We start from the raw sequence: 26056 nt of genomic DNA on the forward strand, positions 1-26056 counted from the left end.
CCATGAGCACCACGGAGCGTCCCAGGATCCTCGTTGTAGGAGGTGGGTACGTAGGCCTGTACGCGGCCAAGCGCATCATGAAGAAGATGCGCTACGGCGAGGCGACCGTCACGGTCGTCGACCCGCGGTCGTACATGACCTACCAGCCCTTCCTCCCCGAAGTGGCCGCAGGCAGCATCTCGCCTCGGCACGTCGTCGTCCCGCTGCGACGCGTGCTGCCCAAGGCGGAGGTCCTCACCGGCCGGGTCACCACCATCGACCAGGACCGCAAGGTCGCCGTCGTCACGCCGCTGGTCGGCGAGGCGTACGAGCTGCCCTTCGACTACCTGGTGATCGCGCTCGGCGCCGTCTCCCGCACCTTCCCGATCCCCGGCCTCGCCGAACAGGGCATCGGCATGAAGGGCGTCGAAGAGGGCATCGGCCTGCGCAACCACGTCCTCGAGCAGCTCGACAAGGCCGAGTCCACGACGGACGAGAACGTCCGCCGCAAGGCACTCACCTTCGTCTTCGTCGGCGGCGGCTTCGCCGGCGCCGAGACGATCGGCGAGGTCGAGGACATGGCCCGCGACGCCGCGAAGTACTACTCCACGATCAAGCGCGAGGACATGCGCTTCATCCTGGTCGACGCGGCCGACAAGATCCTTCCCGAGGTCGGGCCCAAGCTCGGCACCTGGGGCAAGGAGCACCTCGAGTCGCGCGGCATCGAGATCTACCTCAACACCTCCATGGACTCCTGCGTGGACGGCCACGTGGTGCTGAAGAACGGCCTCGAGGTCGACTCCGACACCCTGGTGTGGACCGCGGGCGTCAAGCCCAACCCGGTGCTGGCCCGCTACGGCCTGCCGCTGGGCCCGCGCGGCCACGTCGACACCGCCCCGACCCTCCAGGTCCAGGGCACGGACTACATCTGGGCCGCGGGCGACAACGCCCAGGTCCCGGACGTCGCCGCCCGCAAGGCCGGCGTCGAGAACGCCTGGTGCCCGCCGAACGCCCAGCACGCGCTGCGCCAGGCCAAGGTCCTCGGCGACAACGTCATCTCGGGCATGCGGGGCTTCCCGCAGGCCGAGTACTCGCACTCCAACAAGGGTGCGGTGGCGGGCCTCGGCCTCCACAAGGGCGTCGCGATGATCGTCATGGGCAAGACGAAGATCAAGCTCAAGGGCCGGCTCGCCTGGTACATGCACCGTGGCTACCACGGCATGGCCATGCCGACCTGGAACCGCAAGATCCGCGTCTTCGCCGACTGGACCCTCGCCATGTTCCTCAAGCGCGAGGTCGTCTCCCTCGGAGCGCTGGAGACCCCGCGCGAGGAGTTCTACGAGGCCGCCAAGCCGGCTCCGGCCGCCGCCGCCTCGGCTCCGGCCCAGAAGGCCAAGGCTTCCTGACTCCCGGCACCCGCCGGCAGGAACCCGAGCAGTACCCGTACGTCCCCGAAGGGGCCGCCCGCCATCCGTGGTGCGGGCGGCCCCTTCGGCGTACCCGGTGCCGGTTCTGATTGACGCGCCCCCGAAACGGGTAGGCCGTTCGGTCGGAACTTATGGAGGTGCCTACGATGACCGACGCCGCGCCGCGGCTGGCCGCTCTTGCCGAAACACTGCTGGGCGCCCCCCTGCCCATCCGCATACGGGCCTGGGACGGCAGCGAAGCCGGTCCCGCCACCGGCCCCACCCTGGTGATCGAAAACCGGCGCGCCCTGCGCCGCGTCCTGTGGATGCCCGGGGAACTCGGGCTGGCCCGCGCCTGGGTCGCCGGGGACCTGACCGTCGACGGGGACCTGTTCGAGGTCCTGGACCGGGTGGCCGGACTGCTCTGGGAGCGGGAGCCCGCCGAGGCCCCCGCCACGCCCGCGCCCCGCACGGGCCTGGGCAAGCTCACCGCCCTGCGCCCCCACCTGCCCGCGCTGCCCTCCGGCGCCGCCGGGACGGCCGCGTTACTCCGCGATCCGGCGAGCCGGGCCGCCGTACGGGACCTCGTGGCCCTGGCCCGGCCCTGGGCGGCGCCCGCGCCGCCCGCCGAGGAGGCGGTCCGCAGGGGCGGGCCGGTCCACTCCAAGGGCCGCGACCGCCAGGCCATCAGCCACCACTACGACGTGGGCAACGCCTTCTACGAGCACGTGCTCGGGCCCTCGATGGTCTACTCGTGCGCCTACTGGAGCCCCGGCGGGACCCTGGAGGAGGCCCAGCGCGACAAGCTGGACCTGGTCTGCCGCAAGCTGGGCCTCAAGGAGGGCGACCGGCTCCTCGACGTCGGCTGCGGCTGGGGCTCCATGGCCCTGCACGCGGCCCGCGCGTACGGGGTGCGGGTCACCGGGGTCACCCTCTCCCGCGAACAGGCCGCCTACGCCCGCAAGCGGATCGCCGAGGAGGGCCTGACCGACCGGATCGAGATCCGGGTTCAGGACTACCGGGACGTCAAGGACGGCCCGTACGACGCCATTTCCTCCATCGGGATGGCCGAACACGTCGGCGCCGAGCGCTACCGCGAGTACGCCCGCACCCTGCACGCGCTGCTCGCCCCCGGCGGCCGGCTGCTCAACCACCAGATCGCGCGTCCGCCGGAGGCCGACGAAGAGGCCTACCGGGTCGACGAGTTCATCGACGCCTACGTCTTCCCCGACGGGGAGCTGTCCCCGGTCGGCACGACCGTCGGCGAACTGGAGCGGGCCGGCTTCGAGGTCCGCGACGTGGAGGCGCTGCGCGAGCACTACGCGCTCACCCTGCGGGCCTGGGTGGCCCGGCTGGAGGAGCACTGGGAGGAGGCCGTACGCCTCACCTCGCCCGGCCGCGCCCGCGTCTGGCTGCTCTACATGGCGGCCTCCGCGCTCGGCTTCGAGCACGCCCGGCTCGGGGTCAACCAGATCCTGGCGGTGCGGCCCGGGGGCGCGGGGGCCTCGGGGCTGCCGCTGAGGACGCGTACGTGGGGCGCGTGACGACGTAGGGCGGTGCGACCGGGAGACCGGACGCCGAAGGGCCCCGGGGGCGTGCCCCGGGGCCCTTCGCGCGCGTGAGCCGCGTCCGCTACTCGGTCTTGATGGCGGTCAGCATGTTCAGCCGGGCGGCGCTGCGGGCCGGCCACATGGCGGCCAGGACGCCGACCAGCCCGGCGAGGAGGAAGAAGATCCCGATCCGGTCGAAGGGGATCACCAGCTCGTAGCCCGGGACGGAGCCCGCGATGGTCCGGCCGCCGGCCCAGGCGAGGAAGACGCCGACGCCGATGCCGAGGACCGCGCCGAAGAGCGAGATGACCACGGCCTCCAGGCGGATCATGTTCTTGACCTTGCCGCGGTCGAGGCCGACCGCCCGCAGCATGCCGATCTCCTGCTGGCGCTCGTAGACCGACATCGCCAGGGTGTTGATCACGCCGAGCACCGCGATGATCAGCGCCATGCCGAGCAGCCCGTACATGATGTTCAGGGCCGTGTTGATCATGCCGGCCATCTCGTTGCGCATGTCGGCCTTGTCGGAGACCTTGATGGCCGGGTTCTTGCCGAGGGCGTCGACGACGGCCTGCTGGCCCGCGGCGGAGGTGCCGCCGGAGACCTTGACGAGCACCTCGGGCAGGTACTGGGACTCGTTGTGCGCGGCGAGGATCCTGTTGTCGAGGACGTAGTCCTCCAGCTGGTCCTTGCCGTCGTACAGGGCGCCGACCTGGAGCGTGGCCTTCTGCCCGTCGTCGTACTGGGCGTCGACGGTGGAGCCGACCGACAGGCCCCGCTTCTGGGCCTCCTTGGCGGAGACCATCAGCTTGCCCTGGCCCAGGGAGGCGAGGTCACCGGCGGTGGTCTTGACGTTCAGCACGGCGTCGAGGGCGGCCGGGTTGACGCCGCTCACGGTGCGGTGGCCGTCGCCGATCTTGACCATCTCCATGGTCTTCGGGGAGACGGCGGTGACGCCCTTGCCCTTCTCCAGGGCGGGGAGCACGGACTTGTCGAGGTTCATGCCCTCGCCGGCCATGGTGACCCGGTAGTCGGCCTTGATGTTCTGGGTGCTGAGCCGGTCCACGGCCTGGCCGACGGTGATGCCGATGACCGACATCGCGGTGACCAGGGTGAGGCCGATGGTCAGCGACGCGGCGGTGACGGCGGTACGGCGCGGGTTGCGGACCGCGTTCTGCGCGGCCAGCTTGCCGGAGACGCCGAACACCTTCTCCAGCAGCGGGCGGACCGCGGCGATGACCGGGCGCGACAGCATCGGCAGCAGCACGAACAGTCCGATGACCAGGAAGAACGCGCCGGCGGCGATGGTGGTGCGGCCCTCGCTCTTCTGACCGGCGCCGAGCAGGACCACGCCGACGCCGATGACGGCCAGGACGCTGCCGATGATGTTGCGCAGCACCAGGGACTTCATGGTGGCCGGCAGGTGGACGCTGCCCATGGCGGCGACCGGGGCGATCTTGGCGGTCCGGCGGGCGGGCAGCCAGGCGGCCAGCATGGTCACGAGGACGCCGATGACCAGGGCGACGAGGACGGTCGCCGGGGCGATGATCAGCGAACCGGCCGGGATCTTGGCGTCGAAGAGGCCCATCGCGGAGCGCATGGCCACCGCGAGGCCGATGCCGCAGGCCAGGCCGATGACGGAGGAGACGAGGCCGACGACTCCGGCCTCGGCGAGGACCGAGCGCTTGACCTGGCCGCGGTTGGCGCCGACGGCGCGCAGCAGCGCCAGCTCCTTGGTGCGCTGGGCGACCAGCATGGTGAAGGTGTTGTAGATCAGGAAGATGCCGACGAAGAGGGAGACCCCGGCGAAGATCAGCAGGCCGGTGCTCATGCCGGACATGGCCTGCTCGATGGCCTTGGCCTGCTCGGCGGCCAGCGCGGCGCCGGTCTTGGCTTCGGCGCTCTTGGACAGCAGCGGCTTGATGTCGGCGAGCAGCTGGTCGGCGCCGGTGCCGGCCTTGGCGGCGATGGAGAGCTCGCGGTAGAAGCCGGGCTGGAGGTAGAGCTCCTGGGCGACCTTGGTGTCGAAGAGGACGAGGCTGCCGCCCGCGTTGACGGCGCCGTCCTCGGTGGTGAAGACGCCGGTGAGGGTGAACTCGCGGACCGGGCCGTTGGTGGCGACCCGGACCTTGTCGCCGACCTGGTACTCGCCCTTGGCGGCGCTGTCCTTGTCGAGGGCGATCTGGTCGTCCTTCACGGGCCCGGTGCCGTCGGTGAAGGTGTAGCGCGGGTCCTTGCCGTCCTTGACGGGGGCGAAGTTGGCGCCGGCGTTGGCCCAGCCGCTGCCGATCAGCTTGCCGTCGCGGTCGCCGACGCCGGCGAAGCCCTGGACGCGGCCGGAGACCGAGTCGACGCCCTTGACGGTCTTGATCTTGTCGAGGGTCTGCTGGCCGATGCCGGGGTCGCCCTGCTTCTGGCCGTCCTCTCCGCGGCCGCGGCCGTAGTCGGTGACGGAGACCGCGACGCCCTCGTAGGACTTCGCGGACTGGTTGGACATGGCCTTGCTGAGCGTGTCGGTGAACACGAGGGTGCCGGAGACGAACGCGACGCCGAGGGTGACGGCGAGCACCGTCATCAGCAGCCGGGCCTTGTGCGCGAGGACGTTGCGCAGGGCGGTACGGAACATGGGATATCGGTCCTGGGGCTGGAAGTCTGTGCGGAGGGCTGCGGGGGCCGCCGGGCGGCGCGGCTTCAGCTGGTACGGCCCTTGGCGTCGAAGGCCTTCATCCGGTCGAGCACGCCGTCGGCGGTGGGCTCGCGCATCTCGTCGACGATGGTGCCGTCGGCGAGGAAGATGACGCGGTCCGCGTAGGAGGCGGCGACCGGGTCGTGGGTGACCATCACGACGGTCTGGCCGAGCTCGCGGACCGAGTTGCGCAGGAAGCCGAGGACCTCGGCGCCGGAGCGGGAGTCGAGGTTTCCGGTGGGCTCGTCGCCGAAGATGATCTCGGGGCGGGAGGCCAGGGCGCGGGCGACTGCCACGCGCTGCTGCTGGCCGCCGGAGAGCTGCGTGGGGCGGTGGGAGAGGCGGTCGGAGAGACCGACCATGGCGATCACGTTGTCCAGCCACTGGCGGTCGGGCTTGCGGCCGGCGATGTCCATCGGGAGCGTGATGTTCTCCAGCGCGGTCAGGGTCGGCAGCAGGTTGAACGCCTGGAAGATGAAGCCGATCTTGTCCCGGCGCAGCTGGGTCAGCTGCTTGTCCTTGAGGGAGCCGAGCTCGGTGTCGCCGATGCGGACCGAGCCGCCGGAGAAGGTGTCCAGGCCGGCGACGCAGTGCATCAGGGTGGACTTGCCGGAGCCGGACGGGCCCATGATCGCCGTGAACTGGCCCTGCGCGAAGTCGACGGAGACGTTGTTCAGCGCGACCACCTGGGTCTCGCCCTGGCCGTACACCTTCGAGAGCTGCGTGGCGCGGGCGGCCACGGCCTGGGAGGTGTGGTGCGGGGCGTAGTTCATGGCGGTCACGGAGGACTCCTGTCGAGCGGCTGCTGCGGTGGGACTGGGACCCTTCCATCCTCACCGCGCCAACAGGGCCGGGGATCAGCCGAGGTGCCCGTTCTCCGGCCCACTGGAGTCTGATCGCGAGCGCGTCCGCCTCCTCCTTTGGTATGACAGGGGCCCGGAGGGCCGGCCGTCGCGGCCCGTCCCGGAGGGGGTCCGCACCGACGGGGCCGGGCCGGGGCCGGGGCAGGGCGGGGTGCGTGGCCGGGGGCGCGACCGGGGCGTGGTCAGGGCGTGGTCGGGGGCGTGCTCAGGGGGTGGCCAGGGGTGGCGGACGGGGTGGCGCGGGGCAGCGAAATTACGTCATTCCCGTGGCGGGGGAGAGCGTTGCCCGGAACGGTGCCGACCGTGACTTATCGACCCTGACGCTCCCTCAATCACCAATAAAATCAGACAACATCGGATAGAAGGCCGTCTGAGCGGCAGGGGGATCCGGATAGGCTCGCCACAGCGTTCAAGGCTTTTTCACGGGGGCCCGCTGCGCCTTGCCCGGATGGTGGAATGCAGACACGGCGAGCTTAAACCTCGCTGGCCCTCGGGCCGTGCCGGTTCAAGTCCGGCTCCGGGCACTTCCGCAGCCGTTCCCGTTATTCACGGCGCTTCGACGCGTCCTCTCCTAAGATCCTCCTCCAGCAGTAGGGTGCTTTCTTTGCAAGCGCATTACTCTTGTTGACAAGGCTGCGCACGGTGGCCATGGAGGAGTGAGATGAGGAGCAGTAACCCGGTCTTCTCGCGACGGGGGTTCAGCCGCGACAACGGCGGCTACGCGGGCTTCGAGGCGCAGCACGCCCAGGCCGGGACCGCGACCAACCCATACGCGACGAATCCTTACGCCACCGACCCCACCACCGGCATGCCGGCGGCCCCGGTCCGCGGCAACGCCATGACGATCGACGACGTCGTGAGCCGTACGGCCATGACGCTCGGCACCCTGATCGTGACGGCGACGCTGGCCTGGATCACGCTTCCCGTCGACCCGGCGAACGTCAACAAGTCGTACGGCTTCGCCATCGGCGCGGCGCTCGTCGCGTTCGTCCTCGCGATGATCCAGAGCTTCAAGCGCAAGCCGTCCCCCGCGCTGATCCTGGGCTACGCGGCCTTCGAGGGCGTCTTCCTCGGCGTCATCAGCATGGTGACCAGCACCTACATCAGCCCCGGCGTGGTCGTCCAGGCCGTGCTCGGCACGATGTGCGTCTTCGCCGCCGTGCTCTTCGCGTACAAGATGCGCTGGATCCGCGTCACCCGCCGCTTCACCGGCTTCGTGATGGCCGCGGCCCTCGGCTTCGTCCTGCTGATGCTGGCGAACACCCTGTTCGCCGTGTTCGGCGGCGGCGACGGCCTCGGCTTCCGCAGCGGCGGCCTGGGCATCGTCTTCGGTCTCCTCGGCGTCGTCCTCGGCGCCTGCTTCCTCGCCATGGACTTCAAGCAGGTCGAGGACGGCGTGACCTACGGCGCCCCGCGCGAGGAGTCCTGGCTGGCGGCCTTCGGCCTCACCCTGACCCTGGTCTGGATCTACCTGGAGCTGCTGCGCCTCTTCCAGATCCTCTCCGGCGACGACTAGGACCTGTCCCGGCCGGACCGCCCGCGGGCACCGCGCCCCGGGCACGGTACGGCACAGCACAGCACAACACAGCACGGGGAAGGCCCCGCGAGCGGTCCGCTCGCGGGGCCTTCCCGCGTCGTGGAGCGGGTGGAGGGGGGCGGCCTCAGCCGAACCGGCGTGCGGCTCTGCGCAGGTCGTACTCGTGGATGATCGCCTTGGCCTGACCGTACGAGAGCTCGTGCGCGCCGCGCAGCCAGCTGACCTTCTCCTCGAACCGGTGGAGGGAGGGGCCCTCGTCGACGGTGCGGAGCCAGTCGGAGATCTCACGACCGGTGGTCAGGGGGATTCTGTCGATCATGTTGCGGTGGGTCTGCTCGGAGAACTCTACGGACATGGGCGCCTCCGGGGGTATCGCCGTGCTGTTCCCTTCACGTCACCGTGCCGGAGAGTTCGCCCGTTGGCAATGGTGCGGTGGCGGCGCGTAGGGTCGGCCGCGTGCTCGATACTTCGCCCTTGACGGACGCCGTGGAACGTTTCGCCGACCGCCTGCGGGCCGCCCCGCAGAGCCGCCTCCAGCGCGGGGCCGCCGCCGAGGCGCTCGACCTGGCCCGGGAGCTCGCCCTGCGGACACAGCGGCTCGAGGACCCCTCGGGGCGGGCTCCGGAACGGGTCGTGCCGGACGCGGGGATCTTCGTCGTGGGGGACCAGGTGTCGGTGACCGGGCTGGACCTCGCCGAGGCGCTGGGCGCGCTGCGGGAGGGGGATGACGCGAAGGCCCCGTCCGAGCTGCTGGACGAGGCCGTGGCGCTGGTGGAGCGGGCGGAAGTCAGAGCGATGCGATGACGCGGTCCGCGAGGATGTAGACGTTGTTGTCGGGGTCCTCGGAGTCGCCGCAGGAGAAGGTCAGCGCGTAGGCGCCGGAGATGCCCGAGCCGCCCAGCAGGACGGGCGCCGTGCCCGAACGCAGGGCCTCCGCGAGGCGCTCCGCCGTCTCCCGGTGGCCCGGGGTCATGCACAGCGTGGTGCCGTCCGTGAAGACGTACACGTCCAGGGTGCCCAGGGGGCCCGGACGGACGTCCGCGAGGGCCGTACGGGCCTCCGCGAGCTCCTCCAGGCGGTTGACCGTGCGCTCGTGGTCGGCGCCCGGGTGCGACTGGACCGGGACGAAGTCGGGGTGCGAGGGGTGGCGCCGGCGGGCCGCGGCCAGTTCGGCCGAATCCTCCGGGTACTCGTCGGCGAGGTCGTCGCCCAGGACCGGCTCCAGGCCGACCATGTCCGCCTGCCGGGGCAGGAAGACCGGGCCGTCCTCACCGAGGCCGGGCAGGCCGCCCAGCAGCGAGGGGGCGTCGGCGGCGTCGCGGGCCTCCTGAGCGGCCCAGAAGGCACGCGCCTCGGCCAGCTCGCGCTCGCGCTCCTCGGCGAGGGCCTCGGCCACGGCGGCTCGTATCTCCGCGGCGGGGGAGGTCCCGGCCGTGCGGGCGTGGGGGACGGTCGCGGCACGCGGGTGTGCCGACACCGTCAGCTCACCGCGCAGGGCCGTGACCTGCTTGCGCAGTCCGTGGACGGCGTGCAGCGCAGCAGCGCCCACGGCCGTGGCAGCGGCCGTGGTCAGCAGCAGGGCAAGAGACATGGCGCTCACTGACTAACTCCTGATTGATTCGATCCCCCGACTTCCTACATCAGCTTGTCCTGTGCTGGGAATGGCGTGCAGTGCATTACGTCATGAATTGGACAGGTCTTTCGGCCTCACGGCCTTGGGGGGATGGCGTCTGACCTGGGCAAATGCCGATCCCCCAGGACAAAGGTCACATCCTGGGGGAGATTCGGTCACAGGTCGGCCGCGACCGGATTAGATTCGACGTCAGTACAGCGCATGGATCTAGAGGATCCCTTGCGGGGCCTGGGGGCCCGCGCTGGGGCCGTACGAAGCCCCTACGCTCCGCTACGGTCCGGGGTGGTCGTCGGCGGCGGTCGGCGGCGGGCCGGGGCCGGTCCGCCGCCGGCCCGACCGGCATCGGCCCAGCCGCCCGGGCCCGTGATCAGCTCAGGCGCTCGGGCTCGTGGTCGCGCTGGGCCTCGCCTCCGCTGCGGGCAGGTGCCGCCCCTCGTCCCTCGGGGCGGCCCCTACCCTCCGCTGCGGCTCAGCTCAGGCGCTCGATGACCATGGCCATGCCCTGGCCGCCGCCCACGCACATGGTCTCCAGACCGAACTGCTTGTCGTGGAACTGCAGGCTGTTGATCAGCGTGCCGGTGATGCGGGCACCGGTCATCCCGAACGGGTGACCGACGGCGATGGCGCCGCCGTTGACGTTCAGCTTCTCCAGGGGGATCTCCAGGTCCCGGTAGGACGGGATGACCTGGGCGGCGAAGGCCTCGTTGATCTCGAACAGGTCGATGTCGCCGACGGTCAGCCCGGCCCGCTTCAGGGCCTGCTTGGACGCCTCGACCGGGCCGAGGCCCATGATCTCCGGGGAGAGGCCGGTGACGCCGGTGGACACGATCCGCGCCAGCGGGGTCAGCCCCAGCTCCCGCGCCTTGGTGTCGCTCATGATGACCAGCGCCGCGGCGCCGTCGTTCAGCGGGCAGCAGTTGGCGGCCGTGATCAGGCCGTCGGGGCGGAAGACGGGCTTCAGGCCCGAGACGCCCTCCATGGTCACGCCGGCGCGCGGGCCGTCGTCGGTCGAGACGACCGTGCCGTCCGGCGTGGTGACCGGGGTGATCTCGCGCGCCCAGAAGCCGTTCTTGATGGCCTCCTCGGCCAGGTTCTGGGAGCGGACGCCGAACTCGTCCATGTCCTGACGGGTCACGCCCTTGAGGCGGGCCAGGTTCTCGGCGGTCTGCCCCATCGCGATGTACGCGTCCGGGATCAGGCCGTCCTCGCGCGGGTCGTGCCAGGAGGAGCCCTCGCTCTGCGCCACGGCGGCCGTACGGGCCTCGGCGTCGGCGAACAGCGGGTTGTGGGTGCCCGGCAGGCCGTCCGAGGAGCCCTTGGCGAAGCGGGAGACCATCTCGACGCCCGCGGAGATGAAGACGTCGCCCTCGCCCGCCTTGATGGCGTGCAGCGCCATGCGGGAGGTCTGGAGCGAGGAGGAGCAGTAACGGGTGATCGTGGTGCCCGGCAGGAAGTCCATGCCCATCTGCACGGCCACGATGCGGCCCAGGTTGTGGCCCTGCTCGCCGCCGGGGAGGCCGCAGCCGAGCATCAGGTCGTCGATCTCGCGCGGGTCCAGCTCGGGGACCTTGGCGAGGGCGGCCTGGATGATCGTCGCGGTCAGGTCGTCCGGCCGCACGTCCTTGAGGGACCCCTTGCCGGCGCGCCCGATGGGAGAGCGGGCGGTGGAAACGATGACGGCTTCGGGCATCGGGACTCCAAGGGGTGCGTCGTTGCGGGACCGCAAGCGAAGTTACCGCCCCGTACGGTCGAGGTCACCGGCCCGGACGTGTGACGCCTCCCTCTTTTTGGGGCGGCTTCGCCTCCGGGGCGCCGATGCCGGGCTCACAGCGGCGTGCCCCTTCGGCTCAGGCGCCCCGGGCCGGCTGCGGGCGGCCCGGCCCGGGTCAGGCGTTGCCCGGGAGGGAGGCCGGGTCCGGGAGTTCCTCGGCGGGGACGCGACGGCGGCGGCGGTGTTTGAGCAGGGCCCACGGGCCCCGGGCCGCGGTGACCTCCGTGCCCGCCTCGCCGGCCGCCGCCGACGCCGCCTTGGCCACCGGCAGCATGTCCTCGTCCCGCGAGACGTCCAGCCGGTCCGACCCCGGCCACAGGCCCAGCGCCGCGCACAGCGTCGGCAGTATCGCCATCGCGGCGGTCGCGTACCCCTCCGCCGAGGGGTGGTAGGAGTCCGGGCCGAACATCTCGCGCGGGTTCGCCGCGAACTCCGGCCCCAGGAGGTCCCCCATCGAGATCGTGCGGGCGCCCAGCGCCACCACGCCGATGGTCTGCGCGGCGGCCAGCTGGCGCGAGACCCGCCGGGCCATCCACCGCAGCGGCTGGTACACCGGCTCGATCGTGCCCAGGTCCGGGCAGGTGCCGACCACGACCTCGGCGCCCGCGAGCCGCAGCCTGCGCACCGCCCCGGTCAGGAACCGGACCGACTGCGTCAGCGGCATCCGCCGCGTCACGTCGTTCGCCCCGATCATGATCACGCACACGTCCGGCGGCGGGCCGTCCCCGTCCAGCAGCAGGCCCACCTGGCGGTCCAGGTCGTCCGACTTGGCCCCGGACAGCGCGACGTTGCGCAGCTCCACCGGCCGCTCCGCCACCGCCGCCAGCCCGGACGCCAGCAGTGCCCCCGGAGTCTGGCGGGCCCGGCGCACGCCCAGCCCGGCCGCCGTCGAGTCGCCCAGCATGCCCATCCGCAGCGGACCGGGGCTCAGCTCGGGCCCGGAGAACTCGCTCCCGTACAGCCCGTCGGCGCGCGGCGGATCCGGCAGCCCGGTGCCCACCGTCCGCTTCGCGAACTGCACCTCGGCCAGTACGAGCCCCACCGCGGCGACCCCCACCAGTCCGAGTCCGCCCCCGCCGTACGCTGCCCCCGCCGCGATCCGGCGGGCCGTTCTCGCCCTGGACACCCTTCAGCCCCTCGCTTCCTGTCCTGCCTCGTTGACCTTCCTGCCCCGTACGGCCGGTCGGCCAATCCCTTTCCGCATACTCTGGCCAAACCTCCCGGAGAACCCGTGGAGTCCCCTCCCTGGAGAACATGGTGCAATTCCACGACTCGATGATCAGCCTCGTCGGCAACACCCCGCTGGTGAAGCTCAACCGTGTGACCGAAGGCCTGCAGGCCACCGTCCTTGCGAAGGTCGAGTACTTCAACCCCGGTGGATCCGTGAAGGACCGGATCGCCGTCCGGATGATCGAGGCCGCCGAGCAGAGCGGTGCCCTCAAGCCCGGTGGCACCATCGTGGAGCCGACCAGCGGCAACACCGGCGTCGGACTCGCCATCGTGGCCCAGCAGAAGGGCTACAAGTGCATCTTCGTCTGCCCTGACAAGGTGTCCATGGACAAGATCAACGTGATGCGCGCGTACGGCGCCGAGGTCGTGGTCTGCCCGACCGCCGTCGACCCGGAGCACCCGGACTCGTACTACAACGTCTCCGACCGCCTCGCGCGCGAGCCCGGCGCCTGGAAGCCCGACCAGTACAGCAACCCGAACAACCCCCGTTCGCACTACGAGACCACCGGCCCCGAGCTGTGGGACCAGACGGACGGGAAGATCACCCACTTCGTCGCGGGCGTCGGCACCGGCGGCACGATCTCCGGCACCGGCAACTACCTGAAGGAGGTGTCCGGCGGCAAGGTCAAGGTCATCGGCGCCGACCCCGAGGGTTCCGTCTACTCCGGCGGCTCCGGCCGTCCGTACCTCGTCGAGGGCGTCGGCGAGGACTTCTGGCCGACCGCCTACGACCAGAACGTCACCGACGAGATCATCGCGGTGTCCGACAAGGACTCCTTCCAGATGACCCGCCGGCTGGCGAAGGAGGAGGGCCTGCTCGTCGGCGGCTCCTGCGGCATGGCCGTCGTCGCCGCGCTGCGCGCCGCCGAGGGCCTCGGCCCCGACGACGTCGTCGTCGTCCTGCTGCCCGACAGCGGCCGCGGCTACCTCAGCAAGATCTTCAGCGACGAGTGGATGGCCGGTCACGGCTTCCTGGAGGAAGCGGGCCCGGCGGCGCGCATCGGCGACGTCCTCGCCGACAAGGAGGGCGGCATCCCCTCCCTCGTGCACATGCACCCCGAGGAGACCGTCGGCCAGGCCATCGAGGTCCTGCGCGAGTACGGCGTCTCGCAGATGCCGATCGTCAAGCCCGGCGCCGGCCACCCCGACGTGATGGCCGCCGAGGTCATCGGCTCGGTCGTCGAGAAGGAACTCCTCGCCGCGCTGTTCGCGCAGCGGGCCTCCCTCGGGGACCCGCTGGAGAAGCACATGAGCGCGCCGCTGCCGCAGGTCGGCTCCGGCGAGCCCGTGTCCGAGCTGATGGCGGTGCTCGGCGAGGCCGACGCGGCGATCGTGCTCGTCGAGGGCAAGCCCACCGGCGTCGTCAGCCGCCAGGACCTCCTGGCGTTCCTCGCCAAGGGCGCGAAGTAGCCATCTGTCGCACGAACGGTACGGGCCCGACACGTGACGGCAGCACCGGCTTAACACGGCACCGGCACAGTGGTGGTCGTCGGCAGGGAACCCCGGACACCCGGGAACCCCGCCGGCACCACGAACGGCGTCGGCGCGCCTCCGGAGCGGCTCCCGGACCACGCGGACGCCAAGGACGCGGACGGCCCTGACCCGGCCCGTGTCCCTCGCGGGGACCGCCGTCGTCCCGCCCCCCGGGCAACCGGGGGTGCGGCGGTCCCCGCGCTATTTTTTTTGGGCTCGGTTCGCCTCCGGGGCGCCGATGCCTGGCTCACGAGGTCGTGCGTGCTCGGAAACCGCTCGTTCCTCACGGTTTCCTGCGCGCGCTCGACCTCGTTCCCCAGGCGCGCCCCTTCGGCTCACTCGCCCGTGGCGGCTTCGGTCCAGGGCTCCCCGGGGGTTGGGCGCGGGCCGAGCGGGCGGTGTCCCGCGGGGTCCGGTCAGGGCCAGGGGGCGCCGGGGCCGGTCAGGCCAGGGGGTCCCGGGTGGTCCGGCGGAGCCGCCCGGTGTGGGCGAGGTTGACCCCGCAGATGCCGGCCCAGGCCACCAGCAGCCCGCCGATGCCCGCCTGGGCCGCGCCGATAGCGGAGAGCGGGATCGCGAGGACCAGGGTCACGACGGCGAAGCCGAAGCGTTCCCCGAAGGCGGCCACCGCCGAGTCCGCGCCCCCGGGACCGCCGCGCGCCGTCCGCAGCCGCTCCTCGGCGAGGCGGCGCCGCACCTGGGTGTCGACCTTCTCGACGAAGGAGTCCACCAGGGCGGCCTCGTACTCCGGCCCCAGCTCCCGCCGGGCGTCTAGGGTCGCGGCGAGCTCCTTTTCGAGCTCCTGGGCCTGCGGAGAGTGGGCTGAAGCGGTCATGCGCCCACCGTAGGAACCGGCGGGGCCCCCGGCACTGGGGGTAGCCCCCGTATCCCGGATCGCGGGCGCGGCTTGCCGTCCTGCATAACCCGATGCAGAGTGCACCGTGACTGAATATCTCACCGGGGACGGGACGGAGGGGACGGCCATGAGCGACAGCCCGGCCGCACGGCTGCAGAAGCTGTTCGAGGGGCACCGGCTGACGCCGACCCAGCGGCGGATCGCCCACTGCATGGTGCGCGGCGCCGCGGAGGTGCCCTTCCTGTCGAGCGTGGAGCTCGCCGAGCTGGCCGGGGTGAGCCAGCCGTCGGTGACCCGCTTCGCGGTGGCGCTGGGCTTCGACGGGTACCCGGCGCTCCGCCGCCACCTGCGCGAGGTGGCGCCCGCCGGCAGGCCGGAGCCCGTGCGCGAGGACTCGTACAACGAGTACCAGCAGGCCGTCCAGGGCGAGATCGAGAACCTGCGGCGGCTCTCGGCGATGCTCGCCGACCCGGCGCCGGTCGAGGAGGCGGGCCGGCTGCTGGCCGGCTCGGCGCCGTTGCCGGTGCTGGGGCTGCGGGCCGCGTCCTCGCAGGCGCGCGGGTTCGCGTACTTCGCGGCGAAGGTGCACCCCGACGTACGGCTCCTCGACGAGGGCGGCTCCATGCTCGCCGACCGGATCGACGCGGCCGCCGCCGCCGGGGCCTCGGCGCTGCTGTGCTTCGCGCTGCCCCGCCACCCCCGGGAGGTGGTGGAGGCGCTGGAGCACGCGCGGGGGTCCGGTCTGACGACGGTGACGGTCGCCGACTCGGCGTTCGCGCCCGTCGCCCGCCACTCCGATCTGCTGATCCCCGCCCCCGTCGGCACCGGGCTCGCCTTCGACACGGCGTGCGCGCCGATGCTGCTGGGCCGGGTGCTGCTGGAGGCCATGGCGGACGCGCTGCCCGACGCGCAGGCGCGGCTGGAGTCCTTCGACGCGCGGGCCGTGGCGCGCGGGCTGTTCGTGGAGTGAGCCCGGCGGGTCCGGCGGGTCCGGCCGGGCCGGTCAGCTCGCGGCGGCCAGGGACGTGGTGCGGCGCAGCCAGGTGAGGGAGGCGTCGGCGAGTTCGGGCCAGCCGTGGTCGACGGTCAGGGAGTGGCCCCGGTCGTCGAAGCGCCGGTACTCGGTGATGGCCGCGGAGTGCCGGTACCGCTTGAGGGTGGAGCGGGTCAGGATGTCGGGGACGGTGTGGTCGAGCTTGCCGGAGAGCAGCAGCAGCGGCCCCCGGGTCCGGTTGGCGGTGTCGACCCGGGCCGGCGAGTGCGGGGTGAAGTTGCCGAGGGCCAGCTGGAACAGCGGCCGGGCGGGGCTGGGGATCGTCCACTTCTCGTACAGCTCGTCCGCCTCGTGTTCCGGGACGGCGTTGGCGAAGGCGTAGCGGAACTGCTCGGGGCTGAGGGAGACGGCCCGCCGGGTGTTGGCGGGGTTGCTCAGGAACGCGAACGTCGACCTGGCCTGGGCGGGGCCGATGGCCCTGACGCCCCGGATCTGGCCGGGGCAGATCGCCACGGCCGCCGCTCCCAGGCCCTCGCCGAGCAGGTGCTGGGCGATGAAACCGCCGACGGAGTGCCCCACGAGGACGGGCGGGGCGTCGAGTTCCCGGATGACCCGGGCGTGGGCGTCGGCGATCTCCGTGAGGCCGACGCCGGCCTGGTCGTCCCCGCGCAGGCGGGCCTCGGCGACCGTCGGCGGGACGCCGGGCCACTCGGGCAGGACCGGTTCGTAGCCCGCGTCGCGGAAGACGTCGGCCCAGCCTTCCCAGCTGGTGGAGTGGAGCCACAGGCCGTGGATGAAGACCACGGGGGTGGGTCGGGCGGCCATGGTGGCCTCCTCGGGGGCGGCGGCCCCGGCGTGCCGCGTCACGCGTCGGCGTAGGCGGGTGCGCGCGGGCCGCGGAGTCCGCCCCGGTCTCGTGCGGATCCCCCCATTCCACCCCATCGGGGCCGTCGCCGCCCGTTCGCGGCGCCGTGCGCCCCCGGGCCGGCGGCCCGGGGACGGTTCACAGCAGCGCGTCGCGGAAGGCGCCCCCCGCCTCCGTGACGAGGTCCGCCGGGGTCTGCGCCGGGCGGGCCGGGGCGAAGCGGATCCCGTCGCCGGGGGTGGTCGTGAAACCGTGGACGGACGGGCGCGGGAGGCTGTTGTAGCCGTAGTGGGCGGTGAAGAAGTACGCGCCGGTGTCCGGGACGGCGATCACGTCGCCCGGCCGCAGCCGGGGCAGTTCCCGGGCGGTGGCGAGCAGGTCCCCCGCGAAACAGGCCGGGCCCGCGACGTCCTGGGCCACCGGCGGGCCGGTGCGCGGTTCGCCCTTGGCGTCGTAGGCGAGGATCCGCAGCGGCCAGGACGCGGGGGCGTACACCGTGCGGGTCGCCAGCTGCACCCCGGCGTGGGTCACCGCGATGGGCCGCCCCCCGGTCTCCTTCGTGTACTCGACGCGGGCCAGGATCAGGCCCTGCTTGGCCAGCAGCGACCGGCCGAACTCGGTGACCAGCCCGTACGAGCCGTCGAAGAGCGCGGGGACGGCCGCGCGCAGGGCCTCGACGTACGCGGCGTACCTGGGGGCGTGCTGGTCGGAGGCGAAGTTCACCGGCAGGCCCCCGCCGATGTCGAGGGTGTCGATCCGGCGCCGGCCGGCCGCCGCGTTGACCTCCTCGGCCAGCGCGTGGACCTCCCGGACCCCTTGCGCGATCAGGGCCAGCGGTACCCCCTGCGAGCCCGAGTGGGTGTGCAGGCGGGTCAGCCAGGGCCGGTCGAGGAAGGCGCGCACGAGCCGCTCCCGGGCGCCCGGATCGCGCAGCGCGAAGCCGAACTTCGAGGTGGCGGTGGCCGTGGACAGGGCGTCGATGGTGCCGGCGCCGGTCTGCGGGTTGATCCGCAGACCGATCGGGGACCGGGTGGGCGGGCCGGCGGTCATCAGCGCGTCGAGGCGCTGCAGCTCCTGGGCGTTGTCGGCGTTGACGGCGATGCCCAGGGCCAGCGCCTCGCGCAGCTCGGCCTCCGTCTTGGCGGGGGAGTCCAGCACCGTCCGCTCCGCCGGGACCCCGGCCGCCCGGGCCAGCGCGAGCTCGCCGGGGCTGGCCACCTCGCAGCCGACACCGGCGTCCGCGAGCAGCCGCAGGACCGGGACCAGGGGGGCGGCCTTCACCGCGAAGGTGTGCAGGACGGGTGTGCCGGGCGCCGTCGCGGCGTCGAAGGCGGCGGTCAGGGACGCGGCGCGGGCGCGGATCCCGGCCACGTCGAGGAGGCAGGTCACGGGCTCGCGGTCCAGCAGTCCCTGCTGCACCGCGGCCCGTACGGCCAGGTCACGAAGGGTGGCGGGGTCCGGGCGGGGTGTCCGTGCGGGCGTCTGGGAGGCCATGTCCGCCATCCCATCATCCGGCCGACCCCGCCGCAGCTGTTGACTGGATCTATTCATCCGGAGAGGATGTGAATAGATTGACCAACATCGGAGGAGGCAACGCCATGTCAGGACCCCGCCCCGTACGTGCCGCGCGAGGCACCGAGCTCAGCACCCTGGGATGGCAGCAGGAGGCCGCCCTGCGCATGCTGCAGAACAACCTCGACCCCGAGGTCGCGGAGCACCCCGACAAGCTGGTCGTCTACGGCGGCACCGGCAAGGCCGCGCGCGACTGGCGCTCGTACGACGCGATGGTGCGCACCCTGCGGACCCTCAAGCAGGACGAGACCATGCTGGTCCAGTCCGGCCGCCCGGTCGGCGTGATGCAGACCCACGAGTGGGCGCCGCGCGTCCTGCTCGCCAACTCCAACCTGGTCGGCGACTGGGCCAACTGGGAGGAGTTCCGCCGCCTGGAGCACCTGGGCCTGACCATGTACGGCCAGATGACGGCCGGTTCCTGGATCTACATCGGCACCCAGGGCATCCTCCAGGGCACCTACGAGACCTTCGCGGCCGTCGCGGCCAAGAAGTTCGGCGGGACCCTCGCGGGCACCATCACCCTCACCGCCGGCCTCGGCGGCATGGGCGGCGCCCAGCCGCTGGCCGTGACGATGAACGACGGCGTCGCGATCTGCATCGACGTCGACCCGCGCGCCATCGAGCGCCGCATCGAGCACCGCTACCTGGACGTCAAGGCCGACAACCTCCGCCACGCCCTCCAGCTGGCCGTCGAGGCCCGCGACGCCCGCAAGCCGCTGTCCATCGGCCTCCTCGGCAACGCCGCCGAGCTGCTGCCGCAGATGCTGGCCGAGGGCGCCCCGATCGACATCGTGACGGACCAGACCTCCGCCCACGACCCGCTCGCCTACCTCCCCGTCGGCGTCGACTTCGACGACATGGCCGACTACGCCGCCAAGGACCCGGCGGGCTTCACCACCCGCGCCCGCGAGTCCATGGCCAAGCACGTCGAGGCCATGGTCGGCTTCATGGACGCCGGCTCCGAGGTCTTCGACTACGGCAACTCCATCCGCGGCGAGGCCCAGCTGGCCGGCTACGACCGCGCGTTCGCCTTCCCCGGCTTCGTCCCCGCCTACATCCGGCCGCTGTTCTGCGAGGGCAAGGGCCCCTTCCGCTGGGCGGCGCTGTCCGGCGAGGCCTCGGACATCCACAAGACCGACAAGGCGATGCTGGAGCTCTTCCCGGAGAACGAGTCCCTGCACCGCTGGATCAAGATGGCCGGCGAGCGCGTCCACTTCCAGGGCCTGCCGGCGCGCATCTGCTGGCTCGGCTACGGCGAGCGCGACAAGGCCGGCGAGCGCTTCAACGAGATGGTGGCCGACGGCACCCTCGCCGCCCCGCTGGCCATCGGCCGCGACCACCTCGACTGCGGCTCGGTCGCCTCCCCGTACCGCGAGACCGAGGCCATGCTCGACGGCTCCGACGCGATCGCCGACTGGCCGCTGCTCAACGCCATGGTCAACGTCGCCTCCGGCGCCTCCTGGGTCTCCATCCACCACGGCGGCGGCGTCGGCATGGGCCGCTCCATCCACGCCGGCCAGGTCACCGTCGCCGACGGCACCAAGCTCGCGGGCGAGAAGATCCGCCGCGTCCTGACCAACGACCCCGGCATGGGCGTCATCCGCCACGTCGACGCCGGCTACGACATCGCCGAGTCCGTCGCCGACGAGCGGGGCGTGCGCGTCCCGATGCGCGAGGGCGACGCGTGATCCCCACCCCCGAGGCATCCGCCCCCCGCGCCGCCGCCGCACCCGCGGCGGCGGCCGGGGGCGGCGCCGGTTCCTTCCACACCCTGTGGAACGAGCTCGCGCCCATCGGCCGCCACGCGGACAGCGGCGGCTACCGCCGCTACGCCTGGACCGGCGCCGACGCCGACTGCCGTGCCTGGTTCCGGGCACAGGCCGAGTCCCGCGGCCTCACCTACGAGGTGGACCGCAACGGCAACCAGTGGGCCTGGCTCGGCGACCCCCTCGCGGGCGACGCCGTCGTCACCGGCTCCCACCTGGACTCCGTCCCGGACGGCGGAGCCTTCGACGGCCCCCTCGGCGTGGTGTCCTCCTTCGCGGCCCTGGACGAACTCCGCTCCCGCGGCGCCTCCTTCTCCCGGCCGCTGGCCATCACCAACTTCGGTGACGAGGAAGGCGCCCGCTTCGGCCTGGCCTGCGTCGGCTCCCGGCTCGCCGCCGGACAGCTGACCAAGGAGAAGGCGTACGAGCTCCGCGACGGCGACGGCGTCAGCCTGCCCGACGCGATGGAGCGGGCCGGTTACGACCCCGAGGCCATCGGAGCCGACCCCGAACGCCTCGCCCGCATCGGCGCCTTCGTCGAACTCCACGTCGAACAGGGCCGCGCCCTCGACCTGTCCGGGGACCGCGTCGGCATCGCCTCCGCGATCTGGCCGCACGGCCGCTGGCGGTTCGACTTCCACGGCGAGGCCAACCACGCGGGCACCACCCGCCTCGTGGACCGCCGCGACCCGATGCTGACGTACGCGCAGACCGTGCTCGCCGCCCGCCGGGAAGCGGCCCTCGCCGGGGCCGTCGCCACCTTCGGGAAGATCTCCGTCGAGCCCAACGGGGTCAACGCCATCCCCTCCCTCGTGCGCGGCTGGCTCGACTCCCGGGCCGCCGACCAGGCCACCCTCGACACGGTCGTCACCGCCGTCGAGAAGGCCGCCCGCGAGCACGCCGACCGGGACGGCATCGACCTCGCCGTCGTCCGCGAGTCCTTCACCCCGGTCGTCGAGTTCGAGCACGCCCTGCGCGACGAGCTGAACCGGATCCTCGGCGGGAGCGTCCCCGTCCTCGGCACCGGGGCGGGACACGACGCCGGAATCCTCTCCGCCGCCGTCCCGACCGCGATGCTGTTCGTGCGCAACCCCACCGGGGTCTCCCACTCCCCGAGGGAGTTCGCCGCCGAGGACGACTGCGTGGCCGGCGTCCTCGCCCTCGCCGACGTACTGGAAGGCCTGGCATGCCGCTGAAGACGTACTGGCTGGAGCACGCCTGGCTCGGCACCCACGTCGAGCCGGGCGTGGCCCTCGACGCGGGCGCCGACGGCCGCGTCGCCGGACTGCGCACCGGGGTGGACGCCCCGCCCCCCGGGGCGGAGGTGCTGCGCGGGCTCACCGTCCCCGGCCTGGCCAACGCGCACTCCCACGCCTTCCACCGGGCGCTGCGCTCCGTCGTCCAGGTCGGCTCGGGCACCTTCTGGACCTGGCGCGAGGTCATGTACGGGGTCGCCCAGAACCTCACCCCCGAGAACTACTTCGCCCTCGCCCGCGCGGTGTACGCGGAGATGGCGCTGGCCGGCATCACCGACGTCGGCGAGTTCCACTACGTCCACCACGCCCCCGGCGGCACCCCGTACGCCGACCCCAACGCGATGGGCGAGGCGCTGATCGAGGCGGCCGCGGCGGCCGGCATCCGCATCACCCTCCTCGACACCGCGTACCTGGCCGCCGGCTTCGGCGAGGCACCCAACCCGCACCAGCTGCGCTTCTCCGACGGCACCGCGGAGGCCTGGGCCGATCGGGTCTCCGCCCTCAAGCCCCGCGAGCACGCGCTGATCGGCGCGGCGATCCACTCCGTACGCGCCGTCCCGGCCGACCAGCTGGCCACCGTCGCCGACTGGGCGCGGGAGCGGCAGGCCCCGCTGCACGTCCACCTGTCCGAGCAGACGGCGGAGAACGACGCCTGCCAGGCCGCCCACGGCCGCACCCCGACGCAGCTCCTCGCCGACCACGGAGTCCTGGGCCCGCGCACCACCGGCGTCCACAACACGCACCTCACCGACGCCGACATCGCCCTGCTCGGCGGCACCACCACCGGCACCTGCATGTGCCCGACCACCGAACGCGACCTCGCCGACGGCATCGGCCCGGCCGGCCGGCTCCAGCGCGCGGGCAGCCCGCTGTCCCTGGGCAGCGACAGCCACGCGGTGATCGACCTGCTGGAGGAGGCGCGGGCGATGGAGCTGAACGAGCGCCTGCGCAGCCGTACGCGCGGCCACTGGACGGCGAACGCCCTGCTCACGGCCGCCACCGCCGACGGCCACGCCTCCCTGAGCCGGCCCGACGCGGGCCGTCTGGAGGTGGGTGCCCTGGCGGACTTCACCACCATCGCCCTGGACACCGTCCGCACCGCCGGGCCGCTGCCCCGCCTCGGCGCCGAGACGGCCGTCTTCGCCGCCTCGGCCGCCGACGTGCGGCACACGGTGGTGGGCGGCCGGCACGTGGTCCGCGACGGAGTCCATACCCTGGTCGGGGACGTGGCCGGTGCCCTGGCTTCCGCGATCGCCGCCGTCCGGGGCTGACGCCTGCAACTCCCCCACCCCGCCCCTTCCCGAAACCGGGGCAGCAACCCCGGACCCCGCTTCCGGGGGCTCCGCCCCCGGGCCCCCGCGCCTCAAACGCCGGCGGGGCTGGATTTCGCGCAGCGAAATTCCAGCCCGCGCGGCGTTTGAGCGCACCGGGCGCGCAGCGCCCGTACGGGGTCCGGGGCGGAGCCCCGGTTTCGGGAAGGGGCGGGGTGGGGGAAACGAACCTCCCGAGAGGAACCCATGACCACCACCCTCATCACCAACATCGGCAGCCTCGTCACCAACGACCCCGCCCTCGGTGACGGATCACCCCTCGGCCTGATCGAGAACGCCGCCGTCGTCATCGACGGCGAGGCCATCGCCTGGGTCGGCCCCGCGGACAAGGCCCCCGCCGCCGACACCGTGTTCGACGCGACCGGCCGCGCCGTCATCCCCGGCTTCGTCGACTCGCACTCCCACCTCGTCTTCGCCGGCGACCGCACCGCCGAGTTCAACGCCCGCATGTCCGGCCGCAGCTACTCCGCCGGAGGCATCCGCACCACCGTCGCCGCCACCCGCGCCGCCAGCGACGAAGCGCTGGAGGCCAACCTGCTGCGCCACCTCGACGAGGCCCGCCGCCAGGGCACCACCACCTTCGAGACCAAGTCCGGCTACGGCCTCACCGTCGCCGACGAGGCCCGCGCCCTGCGCATCGCCGCCGCGCACACCGAGGAGGTCACCTACCTCGGCGCGCACATCGTCTCCCCCGACTACGCCGACGACCCGGCCGGCTACGTCGACCTCGTCACCGGCGAGATGCTGGCCGCCTGCGCCCCGTACGCCCGCTGGGTGGACGTCTTCTGCGAGAAGGGCGCCTTCGACGGCGACCAGGCCCGCGCCATCCTCACCGCCGGCGCCGCCGCCGGGCTGATCCCGCGCGTCCACGCCAACCAGCTCTCGTACGGCCCCGGCGTGCAGCTGGCCGTGGAGCTGGAGGCCGCCTCCGCCGACCACTGCACCCACCTCACCGACGCCGACGTGGACGCCCTCGCCCAGGCGGCCGCGACCACCGTCGCGACGCTCCTGCCCGGCGCCGAGTTCTCCACCCGCGCCCAGTGGCCCGACGCCCGCCGGCTCCTCGACGCGGGCGCCACCGTCGCCCTGTCCACGGACTGCAACCCCGGCTCCTCCTACACCAGCTCCATGCCGTTCTGCATCGCGCTCGCCGTCCGCGACATGGGCATGACCCCCGACGAGGCCCTGTGGTCGGCCACCGCCGGCGGCGCCGCCGCGCTGCGCCGCACCGACATCGGGCGGATCCGCCCCGGGGCCCGCGCCGACCTCGCGCTCCTGGACGCGCCCAGCCACGTCCACCTCGCCTACCGGCCGGGCGTCCCGCTCGTCTCCGCCGTCTGGCAGCGGGGGGTACGCGCCGCCTGACGCCCCGCCCGCCCCGCTGCCCTACGCCCCGCCCGCCCCGGAAACGGCCGGAAACGGCACGTCAGGGGAGCCGCCGAACCGGGCCGTCCTTTGTCTTCCCTCCGCAGGGTCCCGGGCGTACCTTGAGCCACCAATCTGATGTGTCGTCAGTAACTTGTGGCCCGAGGGGAAGACGAAGGTGTCCGACCGGAAACGTTCCACCGCGCTCGCGCTGGCCTGTGCGCTGGCCGGCTCGACGGTGCTGCTCGCCGCCCCCGCGGCCCACGCCGATGTCGTCGACGTCCAGTACGACTGCAAGACCCCCATCGGGGACAAGTCGGCGGTCTCGCCCATCGACATCAAGGCCGTCAAGGAGGGCGACGGCTACAAGCTCACGATGTCCTTCCAGAAGGGCGTCTCCTCCAGCCCCATCGAGCTGGGCAAGGGCGCCATGACCCCCAGCGCCGTCATCCAGACCGACGGCGCGGAGAAGGCCACCGTCCAGGTCTCCGGCCCGCCCAACTCCGAGGCCGTGCCCGCCAACACCCCCATCAAGATCAGCGACCTCTCGGGCACCTACACCCCCAAGCAGAGCGGCAAGGTCACCTTCACCGCCGGGGTCCTCACCATCAAGGCCATGGGCACCACCACCACCTGCACCCCCGGGAACAGCCCCAAGCCCTCCCTGGAACTCCAGGTGACGGGCACGGGCGGCGCCCAGGACCCCGCCCAGGACCCCGCCCCGCCCACCGGCGACACCCTCCCGCAGACCGGACCCGCCGACTCCGCCCTCGCCCTCGGCACCCTCGGCGCCACCGTGCTCCTCACCGGCGCCGCCGGAACGCTCTGGCTGACCCGGCGCGGCCGCCGGGCCGGCGAGACCCGGCCCTGAACGGAGCGGCCCCGGCCATGCGCGTGCTCCACACCCTCACCCGGCTCGGCGCCGCGCTGCTCGCCGCCGCCGCCCTCCACGGCGCCCCGGCCGCGGCCGCCGACGAGCCCGGCTGGACCGCCGAACCGGCCACCGGGCGGCCCGGCCCCCCGCGCCCGTACTTCTACCTCGCGGGCGCCGCCGGCGCCGTCCTGGAGGACCGCCTCACCCTGGCCAACGCCGGCGACCGCGAACGGACGCTCACCCTGCGCGGCGCCGACGCCTACAACACCCCCGACGGCGCCCTCGCGGTCCGCCCGGCCGGGGAGGGCGCACCGGCGGCGGCCGGCGTCGGAGCCGGGGCCGGCTCCTGGATCAGCTTCGGCGCGGCCACCACCGTGAAGATCCCGCCGCGCACCCGCGCCGTGGTCCCCTTCACCGTCACCGTGCCGCCCGCCGCCGCACCCGGGGACCACCCCGCCGCCGTCATCGCCACCGAGGCCGGCCACGAGGCGGCGGTACGGGTCCACCTGCGCGTCGGCGGCCCGGCACTGGCCGCCCTCACCGTCGAGGACGTCGCCGTGCACGGCTCCGGCGCCTCCGCCGTCATCCGGTACGCGCTGGTCAACCGAGGCAACGTGGCCCTCACCCCGGAGCTCGCGGTCCGCGCCGAAGGACGCTTCGGCGAGGTCCCCGGCCGGGGCGCCCACGCCGTGCCCGTCGAGCTGCTGCCCGGCCGGCGGGTCGAGCTGAGCGAACCCTGGCCCGGCGCCCCCGCCCTCGACCGGGTCGCCCTCACCCTCACGGTCACCGCCCCCGGCGCCGCACCGGCCACCGCCCGCGCGTCGGCGTGGCTCCTGCCCGGGGGGAGCGCCGTGCGGCTGGGCGCCGCGCTGATCGCCCTCGGCACGCTCGCGACGGCCGCGCTGCTCCTCGTACGGACCCGGCGCACCGGCCGGGCACGGCCCCCCGAGCCGCCCGCGACCGCGGCGGCGCCCGCACCGGAACCCGAGCTGACGGGAGCGTCCAGGTGAACCCCAGCCCCGGCCGCACCCCCGGCCGTACCCCCGGCC

The 26056-nt window shown here is 73.1% G+C and carries 21 protein-coding genes and 1 tRNA gene; 13 read left to right on the forward strand and 9 right to left on the reverse strand.

Translation table 11 applies throughout. The annotated features are described in order from the left end of the window. The first annotated feature begins 2 nt into the window (after nt 1–2). The gene (locus ABZW32_RS08825; protein WP_356213177.1) at nt 3–1385 is read left to right on the forward strand and encodes an NAD(P)/FAD-dependent oxidoreductase; all 1383 of its coding nucleotides are present in this window, start codon (nt 3–5) and stop codon (nt 1383–1385) included. A 167-nt stretch (nt 1386–1552) separates the two neighbouring features. Then, nucleotides 1553–2929, forward strand: a complete 1377-nt coding sequence (locus tag ABZW32_RS08830; protein ID WP_356213180.1) for a cyclopropane-fatty-acyl-phospholipid synthase family protein — start codon at nt 1553–1555, stop codon at nt 2927–2929. An 88-nt stretch (nt 2930–3017) separates the two neighbouring features. Here the strand turns inward: ABZW32_RS08830 and ABZW32_RS08835 are convergent, their stop codons facing one another. Continuing rightward, complete coding sequence (locus tag ABZW32_RS08835) at nt 3018–5561, reverse strand: ABC transporter permease (protein WP_356213183.1); 2544 nt, start codon at nt 5559–5561, stop codon at nt 3018–3020. Nucleotides 5562–5626: 65 nt separating this feature from the next. After that, nucleotides 5627–6394 carry an ABC transporter ATP-binding protein gene (locus tag ABZW32_RS08840; RefSeq protein ID WP_356213333.1) on the reverse strand — a complete coding sequence of 256 codons (768 nt, stop codon included), beginning with the start codon at nt 6392–6394 and terminating at the stop codon, nt 5627–5629. Nucleotides 6395–6926: 532 nt separating this feature from the next. Between ABZW32_RS08840 and ABZW32_RS08845 the strand changes: the two genes are divergently transcribed. Both ABZW32_RS08845 and ABZW32_RS08850 read left to right on the forward strand, forming a co-directional pair. Next, nucleotides 6927–7008 (forward strand) — tRNA-Leu (locus ABZW32_RS08845). Between the two features lie 137 nt (nt 7009–7145). After that, a complete protein-coding gene (locus tag ABZW32_RS08850; RefSeq protein ID WP_356213185.1) occupies nt 7146–8000 on the forward strand; it encodes a Bax inhibitor-1/YccA family protein in 855 nt (284 codons plus the stop codon). Nucleotides 8001–8145: 145 nt separating this feature from the next. On the opposite strand, the gene ABZW32_RS08855 is transcribed toward ABZW32_RS08850, so the two are convergent. Then, a complete protein-coding gene (locus ABZW32_RS08855) occupies nt 8146–8376 on the reverse strand; it encodes a DUF4287 domain-containing protein (RefSeq protein ID WP_356213188.1) in 231 nt (76 codons plus the stop codon). Nucleotides 8377–8477: 101 nt separating this feature from the next. Between ABZW32_RS08855 and ABZW32_RS08860 the strand changes: the two genes are divergently transcribed. Beyond that, nucleotides 8478–8825 (forward strand): hypothetical protein, encoded by a 348-nt coding sequence (locus tag ABZW32_RS08860; RefSeq protein WP_356213191.1) that lies wholly within the window; start codon nt 8478–8480, stop codon nt 8823–8825. On the opposite strand, the gene ABZW32_RS08865 is transcribed toward ABZW32_RS08860, so the two are convergent. From ABZW32_RS08865 to ABZW32_RS08875, 3 genes are all read right to left on the reverse strand, one after another. Continuing rightward, nucleotides 8809–9612 (reverse strand): hypothetical protein, encoded by an 804-nt coding sequence (locus ABZW32_RS08865; protein ID WP_356213336.1) that lies wholly within the window; start codon nt 9610–9612, stop codon nt 8809–8811. The genes ABZW32_RS08860 and ABZW32_RS08865 overlap by 17 nt on opposite strands. 511 nt (nt 9613–10123) lie before the next feature. After that, the gene (locus ABZW32_RS08870) at nt 10124–11344 is read right to left on the reverse strand and encodes an acetyl-CoA C-acetyltransferase (RefSeq protein WP_356213194.1); all 1221 of its coding nucleotides are present in this window, start codon (nt 11342–11344) and stop codon (nt 10124–10126) included. Between the two features lie 196 nt (nt 11345–11540). Continuing rightward, nucleotides 11541–12551, reverse strand: coding sequence for an SGNH/GDSL hydrolase family protein (locus tag ABZW32_RS08875; RefSeq protein ID WP_356213197.1), 1011 nt, complete (start codon nt 12549–12551; stop codon nt 11541–11543). A 131-nt stretch (nt 12552–12682) separates the two neighbouring features. Between ABZW32_RS08875 and ABZW32_RS08880 the strand changes: the two genes are divergently transcribed. After that, entirely contained in the window at nt 12683–14065 is a 1383-nt protein-coding gene (locus tag ABZW32_RS08880; RefSeq protein WP_356213339.1) for a cystathionine beta-synthase, read from the forward strand. 505 nt (nt 14066–14570) lie between these two features. Here the strand turns inward: ABZW32_RS08880 and ABZW32_RS08885 are convergent. After that, nucleotides 14571–14963 (reverse strand): hypothetical protein, encoded by a 393-nt coding sequence (locus tag ABZW32_RS08885; protein ID WP_356213200.1) that lies wholly within the window; start codon nt 14961–14963, stop codon nt 14571–14573. A 148-nt stretch (nt 14964–15111) separates the two neighbouring features. On the opposite strand from ABZW32_RS08885, the gene ABZW32_RS08890 reads away from it, so the two are divergent. After that, nucleotides 15112–15954 carry a MurR/RpiR family transcriptional regulator gene (locus ABZW32_RS08890; protein ID WP_356213203.1) on the forward strand — a complete coding sequence of 281 codons (843 nt, stop codon included), beginning with the start codon at nt 15112–15114 and terminating at the stop codon, nt 15952–15954. A 33-nt stretch (nt 15955–15987) separates the two neighbouring features. Here ABZW32_RS08890 and ABZW32_RS08895 read toward each other — a convergent pair whose 3' ends face one another. Together ABZW32_RS08895 and ABZW32_RS08900 are read right to left on the reverse strand one after the other, a co-directional pair. Then, nucleotides 15988–16803: an alpha/beta hydrolase gene (locus ABZW32_RS08895; RefSeq protein WP_356213205.1), complete on the reverse strand. Its 816-nt coding sequence runs from the start codon at nt 16801–16803 to the stop codon at nt 15988–15990. A 178-nt stretch (nt 16804–16981) separates the two neighbouring features. Beyond that, nucleotides 16982–18337 carry a diaminopimelate decarboxylase gene (locus tag ABZW32_RS08900; protein WP_356213208.1) on the reverse strand — a complete coding sequence of 452 codons (1356 nt, stop codon included), beginning with the start codon at nt 18335–18337 and terminating at the stop codon, nt 16982–16984. 104 nt (nt 18338–18441) lie between these two features. On the opposite strand from ABZW32_RS08900, the gene hutU reads away from it, so the two are divergent. The 6 genes from hutU to ABZW32_RS08930 all read left to right on the forward strand — a co-directional run bounded on the left by hutU (nt 18442) and on the right by ABZW32_RS08930 (nt 26017). Next, a complete protein-coding gene (gene hutU, locus ABZW32_RS08905) occupies nt 18442–20103 on the forward strand; it encodes a urocanate hydratase (protein WP_356213211.1) in 1662 nt (553 codons plus the stop codon). An 83-nt stretch (nt 20104–20186) separates the two neighbouring features. Continuing rightward, the gene (locus tag ABZW32_RS08910) at nt 20187–21377 is read left to right on the forward strand and encodes an allantoate amidohydrolase (protein ID WP_356213342.1); all 1191 of its coding nucleotides are present in this window, start codon (nt 20187–20189) and stop codon (nt 21375–21377) included. Beyond that, nucleotides 21368–22708 carry a formimidoylglutamate deiminase gene (locus tag ABZW32_RS08915; RefSeq protein WP_356213214.1) on the forward strand — a complete coding sequence of 447 codons (1341 nt, stop codon included), beginning with the start codon at nt 21368–21370 and terminating at the stop codon, nt 22706–22708. Before ABZW32_RS08910 ends, ABZW32_RS08915 begins: the two co-directional genes overlap by 10 nt. A gap of 246 nt (nt 22709–22954) precedes the next feature. Further along, nucleotides 22955–24133, forward strand: a complete 1179-nt coding sequence (hutI, locus tag ABZW32_RS08920; RefSeq protein ID WP_356213217.1) for an imidazolonepropionase — start codon at nt 22955–22957, stop codon at nt 24131–24133. A 178-nt stretch (nt 24134–24311) separates the two neighbouring features. Further along, on the forward strand, nt 24312–25004 hold the full coding sequence (locus ABZW32_RS08925; RefSeq protein WP_356213220.1) for an LPXTG cell wall anchor domain-containing protein: 693 nt from the start codon (nt 24312–24314) through the stop codon (nt 25002–25004). A 17-nt stretch (nt 25005–25021) separates the two neighbouring features. Next, nucleotides 25022–26017, forward strand: a complete 996-nt coding sequence (locus ABZW32_RS08930) for a hypothetical protein (RefSeq protein ID WP_356213223.1) — start codon at nt 25022–25024, stop codon at nt 26015–26017. Nucleotides 26018–26056: the final 39 nt, after the last annotated feature.

The organism is Streptomyces sp. NPDC004667, assembly GCF_040609475.1.
GTDB lineage: Bacteria > Actinomycetota > Actinomycetes > Streptomycetales > Streptomycetaceae > Streptomyces.

Excerpts from the sequence above, each read along its gene's own strand:
- ABZW32_RS08825 (WP_356213177.1), top strand. The coding sequence starts at position 3 with ATGAGCACCACGGAGCGTCCCAGGATCCTCGTTGTAGGAGGTGGGTAC.
- ABZW32_RS08830 (WP_356213180.1), top strand. The coding sequence starts at position 1,553 with ATGACCGACGCCGCGCCGCGGCTGGCCGCTCTTGCCGAAACACTGCTG.
- ABZW32_RS08835 (WP_356213183.1), bottom strand. The coding sequence starts at position 5,561 with ATGTTCCGTACCGCCCTGCGCAACGTCCTCGCGCACAAGGCCCGGCTG.
- ABZW32_RS08840 (WP_356213333.1), bottom strand. The coding sequence starts at position 6,394 with ATGAACTACGCCCCGCACCACACCTCCCAGGCCGTGGCCGCCCGCGCC.
- ABZW32_RS08850 (WP_356213185.1), top strand. The coding sequence starts at position 7,146 with ATGAGGAGCAGTAACCCGGTCTTCTCGCGACGGGGGTTCAGCCGCGAC.
- ABZW32_RS08855 (WP_356213188.1), bottom strand. The coding sequence starts at position 8,376 with ATGTCCGTAGAGTTCTCCGAGCAGACCCACCGCAACATGATCGACAGA.
- ABZW32_RS08865 (WP_356213336.1), bottom strand. The coding sequence starts at position 9,612 with ATGTCTCTTGCCCTGCTGCTGACCACGGCCGCTGCCACGGCCGTGGGC.
- ABZW32_RS08870 (WP_356213194.1), bottom strand. The coding sequence starts at position 11,344 with ATGCCCGAAGCCGTCATCGTTTCCACCGCCCGCTCTCCCATCGGGCGC.
- ABZW32_RS08885 (WP_356213200.1), bottom strand. The coding sequence starts at position 14,963 with ATGACCGCTTCAGCCCACTCTCCGCAGGCCCAGGAGCTCGAAAAGGAG.
- ABZW32_RS08890 (WP_356213203.1), top strand. The coding sequence starts at position 15,112 with ATGAGCGACAGCCCGGCCGCACGGCTGCAGAAGCTGTTCGAGGGGCAC.
- ABZW32_RS08895 (WP_356213205.1), bottom strand. The coding sequence starts at position 16,803 with ATGGCCGCCCGACCCACCCCCGTGGTCTTCATCCACGGCCTGTGGCTC.
- ABZW32_RS08900 (WP_356213208.1), bottom strand. The coding sequence starts at position 18,337 with ATGGCCTCCCAGACGCCCGCACGGACACCCCGCCCGGACCCCGCCACC.
- hutU (WP_356213211.1), top strand. The coding sequence starts at position 18,442 with ATGTCAGGACCCCGCCCCGTACGTGCCGCGCGAGGCACCGAGCTCAGC.
- ABZW32_RS08915 (WP_356213214.1), top strand. The coding sequence starts at position 21,368 with ATGCCGCTGAAGACGTACTGGCTGGAGCACGCCTGGCTCGGCACCCAC.
- hutI (WP_356213217.1), top strand. The coding sequence starts at position 22,955 with ATGACCACCACCCTCATCACCAACATCGGCAGCCTCGTCACCAACGAC.
- ABZW32_RS08930 (WP_356213223.1), top strand. The coding sequence starts at position 25,022 with ATGCGCGTGCTCCACACCCTCACCCGGCTCGGCGCCGCGCTGCTCGCC.